This is a genomic window from Candidatus Thermoplasmatota archaeon (assembly GCA_029907305.1).
Taxonomy (GTDB): domain Archaea; phylum Thermoplasmatota; class E2; order DHVEG-1; family DHVEG-1; genus JARYMC01.
In genome coordinates this window covers 1-16465 of the sequence record JARYMC010000021.1, presented here as the reverse complement: position 1 = coordinate 16465, position 16465 = coordinate 1, and the positions used below count along the sequence as shown (strand labels likewise).

Genomic DNA, 16465 nt, shown 5'->3' with positions numbered 1-16465 from the left:
ACTTTAACTGATGGTGCTGGTGAATTTACTATTTATAAAGTCGGTGATCTTAAAACCCACATAAATGCAACATTGCAAAATAATAAACCTGAGGAGGGTAATCGAACACTTGGTACTTTTAACATAAATTATCCTGATTTCACTGTTATACCTGCTACTATATACGTAGGTGAATCAAACTTGATAAGCATTACTGCAAAGGACTACGAGAATAAACCAATTGAGGGTATTTACCTTACTGTTGTCTCCTCAGTACCTGGTATTCTTGCAGCTCGACCTGATCCTGTAAAAACAGATGAAGACGGTTATGTTGAGCTCAGTTTGAATCCATTAGCCAGTGGAAAACTAAATGTAACCATTGCTAGAGACGTTAAATACGAGGACGGTAAGTTAAACTGGACCGACGCAGTGATAACAGATACATATATCACTGCAACAATTCGAAAAACAATGACGCTAAACCATCCACCAACAGTTGAAGAAGCCGAGGAATTCACTGTCGAGGCATTATACAAGGGTGTTCGAATAACTGATGCAGCAGTGATAATAACATTTGCTGGCGAAACCTACCAGACCACAAACGGTGTGATTGAAATCACAGCACCAACTGTGACAGATACATATGATTGGAAGATAATAGCAAACGCGGAAGGCTACACACAAGATGTGACATCCTGGATAAAAGTCATCAACAAACCCAACTTGTATATATCAATAGCAGAGAAAACATGGAAATCTGGGACAAAATACGTTGTGAAACCCTACGCAGATGATGGCACATATGGTATAACTGTAACACTAAAAGATGCTAGCGGCAACGTAGTAGACACCCAGACAGCTGGACCAGACGGGGCAACATTCACAGCACCAAACGTTAAACAAAAAACAACATACACAATAAGTGCAACAAAAACAGGATACGTACCAGCGGAGGAGGTTACAATAACAGTTGAGTCTGCTGGAATACCTGGTTTCGAGCTGTTAACACTAGTAGCAGCCATTGGAGTAGCATTCATACTCCTAAGACGCAGACGAAAATAAAACCAAAAAAAAGAGGGATATAAACAAATATTCCCTCTCTAAAACCTCTTTTTTTTTTAATTAGATTTAATTTTTTTTTTCCTTGGTTTTTTTTTTTATAAAATCTTTTTAACCACATCCCCATACACTAATCATTAAATTGGGAGTGAGATATTTATCGTCTTAATAAGCATAGTAATACCCACCCTCAACGAGGAAAAAGGCATAGGTAAAACAATAGATTCTATAAACAGAAAATATTTTGAAAAAAACAACTGGGACCTAGAAATCATAGTAGTTGATGGGGACTCAAAAGACAAAACCAGGGAGATAGCAGAAAACCGGGGGGCAAAAGTAATACTGGAAAAAAGAAAAGGCTACGGTAGAGCCTATAAAACAGGTCTACCACAGGCAAATGGTGACATAATTGTCACAGGAGATGCTGATGCAACATACCCTTTTGACAAAATACATGAGTACATAAAACTTCTAATAGACGAAAACCTTGATTTTATAACAACAGATCGTTTCTCAAATATAAAACATGGTTCTATGACAATAAAACATCGTTTCGGAAACCTTATCCTAGCAACAACCATGCGTATACTATACTTTATAAATATCAAGGACTCCCAGTCAGGTATGTGGATATTCAAAAAAGATGCTTTAAACAAGATACAACCAATAGAAGACTTCGATGATGGTATGGCTTTTTCAGAGGAAATAAAAATAGAGATGTTTACAAACAAAAAGCTTAAATGCAGGGAGATACCATCAACACTATACATCAGGGAGGGTAAGGCTAAGCTTGAGAGTTTCTCAGATGGCTGGAAAAACCTGAAATATTTGTTTAAAAAGAGGGTGAAATGGAGACATTAATGCTAATATGGTTTTTCCTACTAGGGGTGATAGTAGGCGTGATAATAGGTTTAACACTGGTTTATAGAACAGCGGTGTTACCACTACATAGAGAGATAGAAAAACTATCAGAGAAAATAAAATCTTTATCAACCAAAAACGACAACCCAAAAGAAAAAACCGGGGGAGAACTATGAGTCAATTATTATTTTTTCTATCTCATCTTTTAAAACCCTGCTTATAACCATGCCATCTACTCTGCCTCTTAGCTCCTTCATCACAACACCCATGATAGGACCAAGAGAGTCCCTGCCCCTCTGTTTTATGAAATCTTTTCTCTCAGAAACAACCCTTCTAACAACCTCTACAACATGTTCCTCATCTGTTGAACATAAACCACACATCTCAGCTGCTTTATCAACAGAGACACCCCTGTTCTTCAAAACATATCTAAGAACCTCAGGCACCGCCTCCTTAGAGAATTTACCAGCTTTTAAAGACAAAAAAACATCAACCAACAAACTATTATCGATAGTATCAGTGTCCAAACCCTGTTTCTGCAGCTCAGAGAACGTGTTCAAAAACGTGCGTGTAACAACGTTTTTTAGATCAGGAAACCTTTTGACAAAGACTTCGAAATCGTTTTCATAACCACTAGCTAGAATCTGCCTTGTCTGCTCATCATTAAGCCCATAGTCTCTTATAAAACGTTTGTGTTTCTCCTCAGGCAACTCAGGTAGATTCTTTTTTATCCTCTCAAGATGTTCTTTTGTCACCCTGATCGGTGGCACATCTGTCTCAGGGTACATACGCGCCGCACTAGGTAGTGGCCGCATATACTCTGTTGAATCATCCTGCAAAGCCCTCCTAACCTCCTCTGGCACGCCATCCAATGTTTTAAACGCCCTATCAATAACAGCTTTTATAGCAACATCAACAACGTTTTCTTTACCCATAGCTATAACAAAAGCATTATAACCCTTGACACCCAAAATCTTCTTTATCTCTTCTACCTCCCTGTTTTCTATACCATAACCTGGTAACTCATCACTATGCAATATACCACCTATACCAGATGCCATCTTAGCATATACTGCAAGCTCTTTACCAAGCCTTGTGTCTGGTTGTCTAAGCAAACCAGAGAAACCAGGTAACCTAAACCCCTTAGCACAACCATTATCACTAAGAAGTTTTTTTACAATATTGGATCTACAGTCTTTAAACAAACCTGTTAAATCAACGATTTCTATGTCTTCCATATCCTCAGGTTTTATTCTTCTAAGAAGTGTTTCTCTGATTTCAATTAAACCAAGCTGCCTGAGCACCTCTTTTTCTGCAACAGGCGTGATAGAGCTAAGTGACTGTATACCTTTTATCTCAACACGAGCCCCACCGGAGATTGAAACATTCAAATCCTGCCTGATAGTCCCAAGACCACGTTTAACCCTACCAGTAGCATGCATCAGAAGCCCTATACGCTCAGCAACCTCACGGGCATGAACAGGGTTTTTGATATCAGCATCGGTAGCTATCTCAACCAATGGTATACCAAGCCTATCAAGACCATAGTTAACAAGCTTACCTTTCTCCTCGATCTTCCTAGCAGCATCCTCCTCAAGAGCAATAGTCTGAATACCAACACCATCTATCCTCCCATTCATAGCCACCAGAGCAGTCCTCTGGAAACCACCAGTGTTAGAACCATCTATAACAATCTTCCTCATAAAATGGATTTCATCAACAGGCCTAGCACCAAAAAGAACAGCCATAGTCAAACAAATATCAACCGCCTCAGCATTCACCATATGCGGAGGCTCCTCATCAGCCTCAACAAGACACGTTGATTTATTAGATGCTGTGTAAAGAAAACACCTGTTCCTAACAGCCTCAGCAACCGCAGCCCTATCCACATCACCCATCTCACTCTGAGTAGGCCTAAGAAAACGCTCAAAAGAATAATCAACATCCTCAGTGATCACAGACTGACAATTACAAAAAAGTTTATGTGTGTCAAGCTGCTGATGTATCTCAAGCCCTGCCCTGAAACCTATTTTTTCGTAATCCATACCAAACATAGATGATGGTAATAAACTATAGTTTAATTATTGTTACTACCAAAAAAAAAAACAAAAAAAAAAACTGTTTTTTTTTATCCTACAACAGATGTCTCCCGCACAATCTTCTTATCCTTAAACCTACTCAGATTCAAACTAAGCAAAACATCAGGTGTTTTATGGTCAACAATGAGATCAACCAGAAGCTTTGAAACCATAGGTGATAGCATGAAACCATGCCCACTGAAACCATTACACTGAATAAAACCTTTAACCCCGTTGGTCTCACCAAGTATAGGCCTAGCATCAGGGGTAACATCATAAAAACCTGTCCAATGCCTAAGCATATTAACATGCTTCAAAACAGGGGCATACCTAGTAATAGTCCTAGCCATATGCTGCATAAAAGACATAGTAGGCATAGTCCTATAACCACTACGCTCCTCAGGAATAGGTATACCACCAACAATCTGCCCCTCACGCTGCTGACTAAAATAAACACCATCCCTAAATGATATAACCATAGCCTCAAAAACAGGTTTAAGACGCTCAGTAGCCATAATCTCCTTACGGAAAGGAACAATAGGCAGATTTACACCAACCATCTCAGCAACAGCCTTAGAATCAACACCAGCAGCGTTGACAACCACACTAGTCTTAACCACACCTTTATCTGTCACAACTGCGTTAACCTCCCTGTTTTTTGTTTTAAGACCAACAACCCTCGTATAAGTGTTTATCTCAGCCCCATATCTCCTAGCAGCATCAGCATAAGCAAAGGTTGTTTTAAAAGGGTTAGCATGACCATCAGTCGGACAAAAAGTCGCACCAACAACACCAATACCATCAACATCTAAAATAGGTACAACATCGTTTATCTCACCAGGCTTTAATATATCAACTTTGAGACCAAGTGAACGCTGCATAGCCACATTCCTCTCAGCCTGACGCATCTCATCGTCATCATGAACAACAATAAGGTAACCACCCTGACGGAACTCAATATCCTGACCAAGCTCCTTACTAAGTTTCTCAAAAATCCTCACACTATTAATAGCAAGCTCAGCATTCTCCCTAGTAGACCATTGTTGCCTGATACCAGCACCACATGCACCAGTAGCACCAGAGGTCAAATATTTTTTTTCAACAACCACAACATCCAAACCTTTCTTGGCGAGACCATAGGCTAAAGAACAACCGTTAACACCACCACCGATAATGACAACATCAGCCTTGCTCCTCATTTTCCTTCACCAGCAAGGGTACCAAGAGAAACAGGGACAAGAGGAGGCCTAGATGTCTGCAGAGCAGCCTTAGGAACCTTTTTACCAGTCTTCCTCTCAAGTATCTTCATAACAATCTGGATGCACACACGACCCTGACAAGGACCCATACCTATCCTAAGTTTCTTACGTAACTCCTCAAGATCAGTATAACCCTCATCAATAGCCTTCAACACATCCTCCTCAGATATATCCTCGCATCTGCAAACTATGCTCCTCTTCTTTCCCCTCATCTTTCAACCCTTATATTCCTAACATCCATACCAAGTTTTTCATCAACCTCAACTGTTACAACCATTGTTTTACCATTTTTAACAACACGTTTAACCAAACCAAATCCTCTTTTTTTACCGGTTCTATCAAGCACATGAACATTTTCACCAACAACTGGAACAGGTAGAAACTCATATGGTAAAGTTATCAAGGCTTTACCATCTTTTATCTTCACAACAAAAATAGCGAGACCAGGGCAAACACCAACACATTTACCACAACCTGTACATTTATCATAATCATTAACTGGAACAGCATTAATATCCTTCATAGAAATAGCATTAACTGGACAAGTGTCAACACAAGGGTTACAGGGTATTTCTTGTACACACTCCAAAATAGCCACACCCTTCTCAAGCTGTTTTTTAGAAGGCAACCTGAGATCAGATAGTGATAAAACACCGGTTTTCTCGTAAACCTTCATCTTCTTTTCCCCATTAAAACAGATATCTTGTTTTTCGCAGCCCTTGGTTTCTCACCAAAAGGACCACCCCTCAGCTTATCAAGCTCCTTGTGGTACTGCTCCAACAACTTTTGATTCTCTCTCCTTTTATGACCAAGTAGCATGGCTGCTGAAAGACCAGCTATTTTACCCTCAATCATAGCTGTAGAAGCCTCCTCTATACCAGATGAGTCACCAGCAACATAAACACCTTTAACCGTGGTCTGCATAGAATCATCATGAAGAGCAACATAACCACCAGCCTCAGGTATAAACTCGGTCTCAACACCTATCTGAGAAAGCAACCTTATAGCTGGTGTTAAACCAACAGCTAAACAAACAGTGTCACACACAACTTTTTCTTCAGAACCAGGGATAGGCTGCCATTCCTCATCAAGATCAACAACAACAGCACCCTCAACCCATTCTTTACCATAGACCTCTTTTATCGACCGAGAAGTCTGAATAGGGACACCGCATCTACATAGTTTAGCAGCATGAACATGATAACCACCGATAACTGGTGCAGCCTCAACAACCCGATCAACCTCTACACCAGCCTGCAGCAACTGATAAGACACAATGAGACCAACGTTACCAGCACCAACCATAAGAACTCTTTTACCAGGTTTAACACCATAAACATTCATAAGAGTCTGAACAGCACCAGCACCATAAACACCAGGTAGATCATTACCAGGGAACAAAAGCATGTTCTCCATAGCACCACAAGCGATTATAACAGAGTCACAATCAACCTCATACAAAACACTACTGTAATCACGTCGTCTCTCCACAACACCAAACCTATGTTTTTTATCACCCTCATAATAACCAATTACAGTGGAATCAGTCATAACCCTTACTCCACCTTTTTTTTCTAGCTCCCTAAGCTCTTCCTCCAACTCTTTCGCTATAACAATACCCCTAGTACCAGCTTTCTCCTGCTTGGAACCAAAAAACTTATGAGTCTGCTTAATCAGTTGCCCACCAACAAACTGGTTCTCATCAACAACCAAAACCCTAACACCATGTTTCGCACCCTCGATAGCAGCACACATACCAGCAGGCCCAGCACCAACAACAAGCAAATCAGTTTCAATTTTTTTCTTAGGATCACCAACAAAAACTGCATCAGGGAGATCAGCTAGTTTATCCTGCATCTCAACATAAACACCCTCTCTAAGAGGCGCTATACAGGTTCTAACATTCGGAACACCATCAACCCTCATAAGACAAGAAGAACATTTACCAATCCCACAGAAAAACCCACGGGGGCTATTATACCTAAGACTAGTACTAAGTTTTTTAACACCAACCGCATGCAAAGCAGAGGCTATAGTATCCCCTTCTTCACCAAAAACCTTTTTTTTGTTAAAAAAGAAAGGAATCTTTTTTCTCTCCCTAAACTCTATTATCGGATGGTTTCTTATTCTCAGAACAACCCCCGCCCCTGGAATACTAAACCATTTTTTAAAACTAGCGGGTTTTTTTTATGTAATCTGAACATCTTTTATAGAATGATGTCTACTAGCTAGTTTACGGATAACATCAATGTTTTTACCATCTTTACCTATTATCTTGGATTTATCACTAACCTCAACCACAACCCTAGCAACAACTGATTCCCCTTCAACCTCAAACTCAACCTTTTTTATCTTATAGGGTTTACAGAGATTAATAATAAACTTTTCCCTATCAGAATCAAACTCAACAAATTTTATACTTTTTTTAAAAAGACTACGTAACCTCTGTAAATTTTTAGCCTTAGCACCTATAGCTACACCCAGCTGACCTTTTTTTACAATAAAAATGAGTTTATCATCAACAACCATACAATCCATTATATCAGCTCTTGTAACATTACTAGCCATGTTTATATACTGCATAACCTGGTTGGAAAACATTATCTCAGACATAAAACAAATTTAACCCCATAAATTAACCCCATAAATTTTTTTTATTTTTTTCAAATAGCTGCATTATATGAGACCCACCATCATCCAAAACAGCAAAAACAGAAACAGCAAATGTTTTACCACACGCGGCACCAAGATCCACTGAGCTGGAACCATAGTTGTAAACAGGTATTTTTTTCTCATCAGCCATCTTGCTTATATCAGATGAAAACGGACAGTTTTTTGCTATAACAACAAGTCTTGCTTTACCATCTCTTATAGCTATCTGTGTCTGCCTAGCACCAATCTTAACCTTACCCTTTTTTACAACATTCTTTAAAACTTTGTCAACATCCACCATATTTTTTTTAGCTCCCCTTTTTCTTGCTTTTCATCTGCATAACAAGCTCAACAGCACCTGTACCAAGGTTAACAGGTTGACCAACTATAATGTTTTCTGCTACACCACCCAGTTTATCTACCTCACCTTTCCTACTAGCCTGCAAGAGATGGTTGACAGTGATCTCAAAAGCAGCTCTTGACAGCACAGATTCTTTCTCAGCACTCACACCATGTCTACCAATGGCTCTTATGGTACCATCAGCTGTCATCACATCAGCAACAAGCATTATATGGCGCATATCAACGTTTAAACCCTGCTCCATAAGCGTACTATATGCCTCCTGTATTATCATGTTACGAGCAGCCTCTATACCTAGTACTTTACCAACTGCTTGTATATCATTGGTTGTAGTCCTATATGGATCAACACCCTCTATTTCCAAAACTTTTTCGAGGTTGCTCCCCTCACTGTATATAACATATCCTTCACCAGGTTCTTTCCTAATGATGATACGTTTTATGCCATCTATGCCACTAACCTTAAGGTTTTTTAGTGTCTCACCAATATCCAGAAGGTTCTTGTAGCTAGGCTCCTCTAAGGAGAGTTTTATTTTCTCTTTTTCAACCTTTGCGTCTACACCACGTATTTTTTTAACACACTCTAGCAGCTGATCAATTGTGAAACCCTTCTTTTTCATTGTTTTCTCATCAGGGTTGATGTATATAACGAGGTTACTTATATCTGTCTCTATATCAGCTACGTCCATAAGCCTCGTTATCTCTATCTGGTTAGCAACCTGTTTTGCTAGCTCAGGGTTCAGCCTATATGCGTCTCTTAGATATATGTTCATCATAGGCGTAGAAGGCGTTGACCTAGCATCAACAATTTCAATCAGACGAGGTAAACCTAGTGTGACATTAATCTCAGCTACACCAGCGTAGTGGAACGTCCTCATGGTCATCTGGGTACCAGGCTCCCCTATGCTCTGCGCACCAACTATACCACATGCCTCAAAAGCATCTATCAGGTTTCTGTTGTAATCCTCTAAAGCCTTTGATACAATGTTTTTTAGTTTTGATTCTAGTTCTTTTTTCCCAGCAACCTTTGATATAATATCATCGATCACAGAACGAGGTAGAAATCTACCATCAAGTATTTTTTTTACATCCGCCCTTAATTTTTTTATCTCAGCTGGTTCCTCAGGAATCTCTGCTATTTCAACCTTTTTTTCCACAGGCTTCTTTGATGTTGTTTCTATTTCTTCTTTTTTTTCAACCTCTTTTTCTATCTCTTTTCGTAGGGTTTTCTTCGCTTTGGCTTTAATTTTCACAGGTTTCCTAACAACAGTTTTCTCTTTTTTCACCTTCTTTTTTACCACTTTCTTGATTGTTTTTTTCTTTTTATCAGCCATCAGATCCTACCCTCCCTTGCATCAGCTATGATACGGTCAACATCCACAGCATCTCCACCAAAGCTTTTGGTAGGATCAACACCGTCCTCACCATAGATGAACTGTATTATCTCACCACCAGCATGTCTAACGGTACCATCGCTCTCAACCTTTAGGTCCTCAAGAGCGTTGATTAAACGCCTCTGCATATAACCTGATCTGGATGTACGAACAGCTGTGTCAACAAGACCCTCTCTACCACCCATTGAGTGGAAGAAATATTCTGTTGGGCTAAGCCCGCTTTTGTAACTTGATGCAACAAAACCTTTTGCGCTCGCACCAAGATCCCCTTTTCTGAAATGAGGCAGGGTTCTGTACTGGTAACCCCTATGTATTCTTTCTCCTCTAACAGCTTGTTGTCCAACGCAACCTGACATCTGCGAAAGGTTAAGCATAGAGCCTCTTGCACCTGATTTAGCCATTATAACAGCGCTGTTGTTCAAACCAAGGTGTTTACCCGCTATCTCACCAGCCATGTCCCTTGTTTTACCTGTTACACGCATTATCTCCATCTCAAGTGTCTCCTCAAGGCTACGCCCAGGTAGTGATTCCAGCTCCCCGTTCTCATATGCCTTAACCAGGTAGTCTATCTTTTTCATAGCCTTGTTTAAACCTTCGTTTATCTGCGCTATAGCCTCAGATGGTATATCCTCATCATCTATACCGGTTGTGAAACCAAACATTGTAACAGCTGCTATCCCAAGTTTTGTCACCTTGTCTATAAATTCTCTACCAGCATCCATACCATGCTCTCTTATTATCCTATCAAGTATACGTCCTTTGAAGGCGCCTATGCTGTTTTCATCTATCGCACCCTGTTTAAGCACACCGTTTTTTATTATAACATAAGCGTTATTCGGGCATTTTGGAGCCTGGCATACATCACAGTTAAAACATGTTTTAGCTTTGTACTCAAGGTTTATATCCTCTGGTAAAAGTGTGCTGAAAATATCAAGCCCGCTAACATATTTTTTACCGTTTTCTTCTATTGTTTTAAGTGTTTTTCCCTTGTAACCAATTGATGATAGTATCCGTGATGCGCCCTCAATTGGTATCCTCCTGTCCTTGTATGTGAGCAAAAAACAACCTGTTATATGATCATGTATCCCACCTATGATTGCTCCGCCGAATCTCGGTGAAAGGATGTTTTCTTGCACCTTCATGAGGATCTCAGCCTCTGCCTTCGCCTCTTCACCCTGCAGTATGTGCAGGTTCATTTCATCCCCATCAAAATCAGCGTTATAAGGCGGGCATACACTAAGGTTAAACCTGAATGTTTTAGGTGGCATAACCCTAACCCGGTGTGCCATCATTGACATACGATGGAGTGACGGCTGACGGTTGAAAAGAGCTAGATCCCCATCCATAAGCTGCCTCTCTATTATGGCACCAACCTCTATTTTCTCAGCAACCTCACTAGCATTTTTTTCAGTAACCTTTATCCTCTGCTTCATACCCTCTGTTTCTTTTATAACATAGTTTACACTAGGTCTGTATTCACTCGTATCCTTAGGCGTCTTATCTGATTTTTGTCTCACAAGTTTTTTACACCATTCAATGTTATGTGGCGTCACCCTAACTGGTAATGTTAACTCCTGGGCTATCTCTATTGGTACACCAACCTCGTTTATACTAAGGTTTGGATCTGGTGATATAACTGTTCGAGCTGAAAAGTTAACACGTTTACCTGACAGGTTACTCCTGAAACGCCCTTCTTTACCCTTGAGTCTCTGCGCCAAGGTTTTAAGCGGCCTACCTGACCTATGACGAGCAGGGGGTATACCAGAAGTCTGGTTATCAAGATACGTTGTTATATGGTACTGTAAAAGCTCCCATAAGTCTTCTACTATAAGCTGCGGTGCACCAGCATCCCTGTTCTCCTGAAGCCTCTGATTGATTCTTATCACATCAACTAGTTTATGAGTTAAGTCATCCTCAGAACGCTCACCTGACTCCAATGTAACAGATGGGCGCACAGTAACAGGTGGAACAGGTAAAACAGTTAAAACCATCCACTCAGGTCGCGCTGCCTTCCTGTTTATATCCAAAAGTGGTAGATCCTCATCAGATATTTTCTCAAGCCATTCTCTGATCTCAGATGGCGTAAGTTTTTTACCATTCTCCCTAATAGATGTTGGTTTATCTAAATCAATTTTACCTACTTCTCTACCACAACGCGGGCATTTTTCAATTTTCTCACATTCTTTTATAACCATTTTTAAAAGATATGATGTGTCTCTACCCTCTCGCTCTAGTTTAATCAAGTTTTTCATATATTCTTCTTTTTCTTTATCATTTAAAATAAGCCGCCCGCAGTCTCTACATGTTGCACGTAAACAGTTTCTGATGCTTTTCACCAGCCCAACATGTATAACCGGCATAGCTAGGTCTATGTGACCAAAATGCCCTGGGCATTTGTCTTTACCCACTCTGAGACCACAGGTTTTACATCTAAGCCCAGGCTCAATGACCCCTAGTTTCGGGTCCATAAGCCCCATAGCTATAGGGAAACCATCATCATCATATGTATCAGCAGTGATCACCTTTGTCGCACTCATTTTTCTGATTTCATTTGGTGAAAGCAGAGTAAACTCTATGCTGCCGATTTTTTTCGTTATACTTCTTACTCTTTCAGGCATCATCAAACCTCTTCTTCACATAAAATCCTTTTATACAAGTGATTCTAATTTTATCCTAGGTGCTATAACAAGGGATTTTAACTCATCTATCAAAAGTTTGAACGCATAGCTCATCTCAACTGGATAAATATCTGCTTTGTCTCCGCAAATTGGGCAATGTAGTGCACCATGTCTATCAATTATTGCGATATGCCCACAGACGTTACAAACATATTTAACTGTCAGATCTGATTCATCTAGCAGTCTGTCTTTTATAACCATGGATGCACCATGGCCTATGAGGCAGTCACGCTCCATCTCACCGAATCTTAGTCCTCCTTCTCTAGCTCTTCCCTCAGTAGGTTGCCTTGTAAGTATCTGCACAGGTCCTCTTGAACGAGCATGTATCTTACCTGCCACCATATGATGTAGTTTCTGGTAGTATATGCATCCTACGAATATGTCACACTCAAACGTTTTACCAGTCTCACCATTATATAGTATCTCTTTACCATTATGTTTAAAACCGTTTTTAACCAATGCTTTTCTGAGGGCTTCTTCTTGTTCGCCGCTAAAAGCAGTACCATCAACGTATCTACTCTCGATAGCTCCTACTTTACCACCTATCATCTCAAGCACATGCCCAACAGTCATTCTACTAGGTATAGCATGGGGGTTGATTATAAGATCAGGTGATATCCCATATTCGTTGAAGGGCATGTTTTCTTGTTGAACAATTAAACCAATAACCCCTTTTTGACCATGTTTAGAAGCTAGTTTATCCCCGTACTCTGGTATGCGTTCTTCTCTAACTTTTATTTTAACCATCCTTGAACCATTCACAGATTCAGATAGCATAACCTTGTCTACTATACCGCCTTCACCATGCTGTACTGTAACAGATGTCTCTCGTCTTTTCTGTGGTGTGAGAAAATCAGTTGGTTCCTCAAGGAATCTCGGCGGGGAGGTTTTACCGATGAGAACATCAGAGTCTTTAACATCACACTCAGGTGAGATAAGACCATCCTCACCAAGGTTGATGTACATGTCTTCGCTTCTTACACCACGGCAATCAGGATCAGGTATCTCAAAATGATCCTCTTGGCCACCAGGGTAACGTTTTTCCTCGCTACTGTATGTCCTGAAAAAAGTACTCCTAGCCATACCACGCTCTATACTAGCTTTGTTCATAACAAGAGCATCCTCCATGTTGTATCCATGGAATGATAGTACCGCAACTATGAAGTTCTGACCAGCTGGTCTATCATCAAATTTAACATATTTAATCGGATGTGTCTGAACAATTGGCGTCTGAGGATAATGCATCAGATGACCTCTTGTGTCAGGTCTTATCCTGTAGTTTGATGCACCAAAACCTAGGGACTGTTTACCCATTCCAGCACCCATGGTAATCCTAGGAGAGGAATTATGCTCAGGGTAGGGAACAAGAGAAGAACCTATGCCTAGAATGCACATAGGATCAAGTTCCATATGTGTATGCTCAGGTGTTATATCCTCTTCTCTCAGAGCAATCAAAGTGTTTTCTTCCTCCTCAGCATCAATGTATTCCACTATACCATCTTTTATTAGATCACTCCATTTTTTCTTACCACTCTTAAGATCACTCAGGTATTTTTTTGTTAACAGAATTTTACCTTTTTCCACTATCACAAGTGGTCTTCTAAGCCTACCACAATCACAGTTAACAATAACATCATTCGCATCCTCATAATAAGCAACATTAACCTCGATATCCAATAAACCCTTCCTTCTTCTTTCCCTAAGTTTTTGTACAAGTTCTTTACCATTAGGATGCATACCTATTAGGTCACCGTTTAAATAAACCCTTGTGCCAGTTGATTTCTTTGTAATATCCTTTACACCAAGGTCTTTTAAAACACTCTCAACCTCTTTCTCAGGGTAACCCTCTGATATCTCCACTGTTAAAGCAAGGTTTTTCACAAGACCACAGTTAGGCCCCTCTGGCGTCTCATTTGGGCATAACCTTCCCCATTGTGTAGAATGTAGATCACGTGCTTCGAAATGCGGCTGCGACCTAGTCAATGGTGAGGTTACGCGTCTAAGATGACTCAAAACAGCAAGGTTGCTTGTGCGATCAAGTAACTGTGATATACCTGCTCTGCCACCAACCCAGTTACCAGTGGCTAGCGCATGGTGTATCCTCTGGCTTAGTACATCTGAGCGAAGCGACGAGCTTATCCTTATTTCTTTGCCTTTTGCGTGTATCCTCTCGATCTGATATTTCAAATCTTTGCAAAGTGCTGTGAAAGCAACCCTAAAAAGATCCTCCATAAGGTCTCCAGCTAGTTTCAAACGCTTGTTTGCATAATGATCCTTATCATCTTCCTCCCGTTTCTCCATCGCTAATTCAAGTACAGCCATACCCATACGTGCCATAAAAATAGCTTTTGTTAAACGATCACTGGGATCATTACCCAGGTGTGGGAGAAGGTTTCTATCCATCAGAGTCTCTACTCTTTTAATACGGTATTCCTTTGCTTGTCCACCAGCAAATCTTTTACCAAGATAAGCAATAGCCTCATCCTTTGTTGTGATACCATACTCGTTTGCACACTCCTCAATGTTAGCAAGAACATAAGGAGTCATCTTGGGGTCTACACTAATAACATCAACGATTTCCTCATCATTCTCCATACCAAGAGCTCTAAGAAGTATCATAAGTGGTATCTGACCATAAGTAGTAGGCAGAGAAACCATCAGCATACCATCTTTTCTCTTCTCAACAGTAGTAAGAGCACGGTAACCCTCTTTCTGCGAGAAAACCTTGGCTACCTCTACATCTGTACCATATCTACTGCTTTTTTCGACAAGTACACGGTTTGGAGCAAGATCCTCCACAGTAATAAGGACACGTTCTGTACCATTGCTGATAAAATACCCACCTGGATCCAGTGGGTCCTCCTGCATGTTTTGTAATTCTATTTTGTATTCTTCATCTGTTAACTCATGACCCTTGCGTTCCTCTATAACATGTTTAGCTAGGTTACAAGCCTTTGATTTAAGCATTATAGGTAGCTCACCGATTCTTACTTCCTCTGGCTCGTATTCAATACCTTCTTTTACAGGTATGAACTCTAGCATTATAGGTGCTTCATAGTTTAAATCACGCAGGCGTGCCTCCATAGGAGTCAGATCTCTAACTGTTCCATCTGCTTCCTTAACCTCAGGTCTACCAACTGTTATTTTACCAAATTTTATCTTAAAATTCTGTATCTCAGGGTAGATGAAACCTTGTTCCATTTCCTCTTCTTGGCCTATTATTGTACTGTCAACAATCCTCTGAAGTCGCTTCTCCAAAAAATCATTATAAGACGCGATCTGATGATTTACTATACTTCGCTCTCTATAAAAAGCATCAACAAGCTCCCTCATCTTCTACACCCATCATTCATTACTTTCTACCACAAGCCTATATGCAACTGCTTCCTTTGCAGTCTGGCTTCTTCTAATAATCTTAACAATCTGTCCCGGTTTTGCCCCTATAGAAACAGCCACAGGATCTGTGTTTAAAATCCTTGGTAACTGATCCGGTGTTATATTATATTTTTTTAAAATTTCATCCCGTTCCTTATCAGAAATAATCATATGTGGAGGAACCAGTTTATGTCCCATAATGTCAAAAGTTTGTTTTTGTTCGGTAGTCATTATAATTTTTTTCCTCCTAGTTCCTCATGGGATTTAGGCGGGCCTGAAGGGATTCGAACCCTTGGCCACCTGGTTAAAAGCCAGATGCTCTACCTAGCTGAGCTACAGGCCCTATAAAGGCCATTACTCAGGACAACATTCATATCTTTTCTTTCTACAGTATTATTTTTTTATATTATACTCTAAATGTGAGTTAAATATTGAAACGGCTTACCCGCTATCACAATTCTTATATAAATACTTTATGCGCTAACGGGGTTGTAGAAATCCTCAACTCTGATAAAAATCAAAAAGATAATTTTATCTGATTTTTGCATAGTAAGTAGGTTTTCTGTAAAAACTCTGATGAGGAAGTATCTTCGTCGGTTGTGGATGTTCTTCCCAGGTATATAATCACCGAACCGGTGTTTCACACTGGCGTTTTTGGATTCAATGCAGTTTCTCATCTGTTTGTATCTAGTGTTCCACTGTTCAGGGTTTTGTTGTTTCTTGCGGTATGTCTGTTTTCTGTATCGCCCATGTTTCGGTTTGTCTCTGAC

General features: G+C 40.2%; 15 protein-coding genes, 1 tRNA gene and 1 pseudogene. 4 read left to right on the top strand and 13 right to left on the bottom strand.

What is annotated here, in order from left to right:
• The 4 genes and pseudogenes from QHH19_02725 to QHH19_02710 all read left to right on the top strand — a co-directional run.
• Nucleotides 1–1041, top strand: a 1041-nt coding sequence (locus QHH19_02725) for a hypothetical protein (protein ID MDH7517242.1), incomplete at its 5' end; no start/stop codon positions are given.
• A gap of 225 nt (nt 1042–1266) precedes the next feature.
• Nucleotides 1267–1638, top strand: a pseudogene (locus tag QHH19_02720) (glycosyltransferase family 2 protein).
• A gap of 24 nt (nt 1639–1662) precedes the next feature.
• A complete protein-coding gene (locus tag QHH19_02715) occupies nt 1663–1899 on the top strand; it encodes a hypothetical protein (GenBank protein ID MDH7517241.1) in 237 nt (78 codons plus the stop codon).
• A complete protein-coding gene (locus QHH19_02710) occupies nt 1887–2075 on the top strand; it encodes a hypothetical protein (GenBank protein MDH7517240.1) in 189 nt (62 codons plus the stop codon). Before QHH19_02715 ends, QHH19_02710 begins: the two co-directional genes overlap by 13 nt.
• Here QHH19_02710 and gatE read toward each other — a convergent pair.
• The 13 genes from gatE to QHH19_02645 form a co-directional block, all read right to left on the bottom strand.
• Nucleotides 2070–3953 (bottom strand): Glu-tRNA(Gln) amidotransferase subunit GatE, encoded by a 1884-nt coding sequence (gatE, locus tag QHH19_02705; GenBank protein ID MDH7517239.1) that lies wholly within the window; start codon nt 3951–3953, stop codon nt 2070–2072. The genes QHH19_02710 and gatE overlap by 6 nt on opposite strands.
• A 74-nt stretch (nt 3954–4027) precedes the next feature.
• Nucleotides 4028–5176 carry an FAD-binding oxidoreductase gene (locus QHH19_02700; GenBank protein MDH7517238.1) on the bottom strand — a complete coding sequence of 383 codons (1149 nt, stop codon included), beginning with the start codon at nt 5174–5176 and terminating at the stop codon, nt 4028–4030.
• Nucleotides 5173–5448 (bottom strand): (2Fe-2S)-binding protein, encoded by a 276-nt coding sequence (locus QHH19_02695; protein MDH7517237.1) that lies wholly within the window; start codon nt 5446–5448, stop codon nt 5173–5175. Before QHH19_02695 ends, QHH19_02700 begins: the two co-directional genes overlap by 4 nt.
• Entirely contained in the window at nt 5445–5912 is a 468-nt protein-coding gene (locus QHH19_02690; protein MDH7517236.1) for a 4Fe-4S binding protein, read from the bottom strand. Before QHH19_02690 ends, QHH19_02695 begins: the two co-directional genes overlap by 4 nt.
• Entirely contained in the window at nt 5909–7369 is a 1461-nt protein-coding gene (locus tag QHH19_02685) for an FAD-dependent oxidoreductase (protein MDH7517235.1), read from the bottom strand. Before QHH19_02685 ends, QHH19_02690 begins: the two co-directional genes overlap by 4 nt.
• A gap of 54 nt (nt 7370–7423) precedes the next feature.
• Nucleotides 7424–7849 carry a NusA-like transcription termination signal-binding factor gene (locus QHH19_02680; protein ID MDH7517234.1) on the bottom strand — a complete coding sequence of 142 codons (426 nt, stop codon included), beginning with the start codon at nt 7847–7849 and terminating at the stop codon, nt 7424–7426.
• Between the two features lie 22 nt (nt 7850–7871).
• Nucleotides 7872–8189, bottom strand: coding sequence for a 50S ribosomal protein L30e (locus QHH19_02675; GenBank protein ID MDH7517233.1), 318 nt, complete (start codon nt 8187–8189; stop codon nt 7872–7874).
• Nucleotides 8190–8196: 7 nt separating this feature from the next.
• Nucleotides 8197–9582, bottom strand: a complete 1386-nt coding sequence (gene rpoA2 / locus QHH19_02670; protein ID MDH7517232.1) for a DNA-directed RNA polymerase subunit A'' — start codon at nt 9580–9582, stop codon at nt 8197–8199.
• Nucleotides 9582–12263 carry a DNA-directed RNA polymerase subunit A' gene (locus tag QHH19_02665; GenBank protein ID MDH7517231.1) on the bottom strand — a complete coding sequence of 894 codons (2682 nt, stop codon included), beginning with the start codon at nt 12261–12263 and terminating at the stop codon, nt 9582–9584. The genes rpoA2 and QHH19_02665 overlap by 1 nt, the downstream gene beginning before the upstream one ends.
• Nucleotides 12264–12290: 27 nt before the next feature.
• Nucleotides 12291–15653 (bottom strand): DNA-directed RNA polymerase subunit B, encoded by a 3363-nt coding sequence (locus QHH19_02660; GenBank protein MDH7517230.1) that lies wholly within the window; start codon nt 15651–15653, stop codon nt 12291–12293.
• Between the two features lie 12 nt (nt 15654–15665).
• Nucleotides 15666–15926, bottom strand: a complete 261-nt coding sequence (locus QHH19_02655; GenBank protein MDH7517229.1) for a DNA-directed RNA polymerase subunit H — start codon at nt 15924–15926, stop codon at nt 15666–15668.
• A gap of 38 nt (nt 15927–15964) precedes the next feature.
• A tRNA-Lys gene (locus QHH19_02650) sits at nt 15965–16038 on the bottom strand.
• Nucleotides 16039–16168: 130 nt separating this feature from the next.
• Nucleotides 16169–16465, bottom strand: a 297-nt coding sequence (locus QHH19_02645) for a hypothetical protein (GenBank protein MDH7517228.1), incomplete at its 5' end; no start/stop codon positions are given.

Excerpts from the sequence above, each read along its gene's own strand:
- QHH19_02715 (MDH7517241.1), top strand. The coding sequence starts at position 1,663 with ATGTGGATATTCAAAAAAGATGCTTTAAACAAGATACAACCAATAGAA.
- gatE (MDH7517239.1), bottom strand. The coding sequence starts at position 3,953 with ATGTTTGGTATGGATTACGAAAAAATAGGTTTCAGGGCAGGGCTTGAG.
- QHH19_02665 (MDH7517231.1), bottom strand. The coding sequence starts at position 12,263 with ATGATGCCTGAAAGAGTAAGAAGTATAACGAAAAAAATCGGCAGCATA.
- QHH19_02680 (MDH7517234.1), bottom strand. The coding sequence starts at position 7,849 with ATGTCTGAGATAATGTTTTCCAACCAGGTTATGCAGTATATAAACATG.
- QHH19_02710 (MDH7517240.1), top strand. The coding sequence starts at position 1,887 with ATGGAGACATTAATGCTAATATGGTTTTTCCTACTAGGGGTGATAGTA.
- QHH19_02700 (MDH7517238.1), bottom strand. The coding sequence starts at position 5,176 with ATGAGGAGCAAGGCTGATGTTGTCATTATCGGTGGTGGTGTTAACGGT.
- rpoA2 (MDH7517232.1), bottom strand. The coding sequence starts at position 9,582 with ATGGCTGATAAAAAGAAAAAAACAATCAAGAAAGTGGTAAAAAAGAAG.
- QHH19_02690 (MDH7517236.1), bottom strand. The coding sequence starts at position 5,912 with ATGAAGGTTTACGAGAAAACCGGTGTTTTATCACTATCTGATCTCAGG.
- QHH19_02655 (MDH7517229.1), bottom strand. The coding sequence starts at position 15,926 with ATGACTACCGAACAAAAACAAACTTTTGACATTATGGGACATAAACTG.
- QHH19_02695 (MDH7517237.1), bottom strand. The coding sequence starts at position 5,448 with ATGAGGGGAAAGAAGAGGAGCATAGTTTGCAGATGCGAGGATATATCT.
- QHH19_02660 (MDH7517230.1), bottom strand. The coding sequence starts at position 15,653 with ATGAGGGAGCTTGTTGATGCTTTTTATAGAGAGCGAAGTATAGTAAAT.
- QHH19_02675 (MDH7517233.1), bottom strand. The coding sequence starts at position 8,189 with ATGGTGGATGTTGACAAAGTTTTAAAGAATGTTGTAAAAAAGGGTAAG.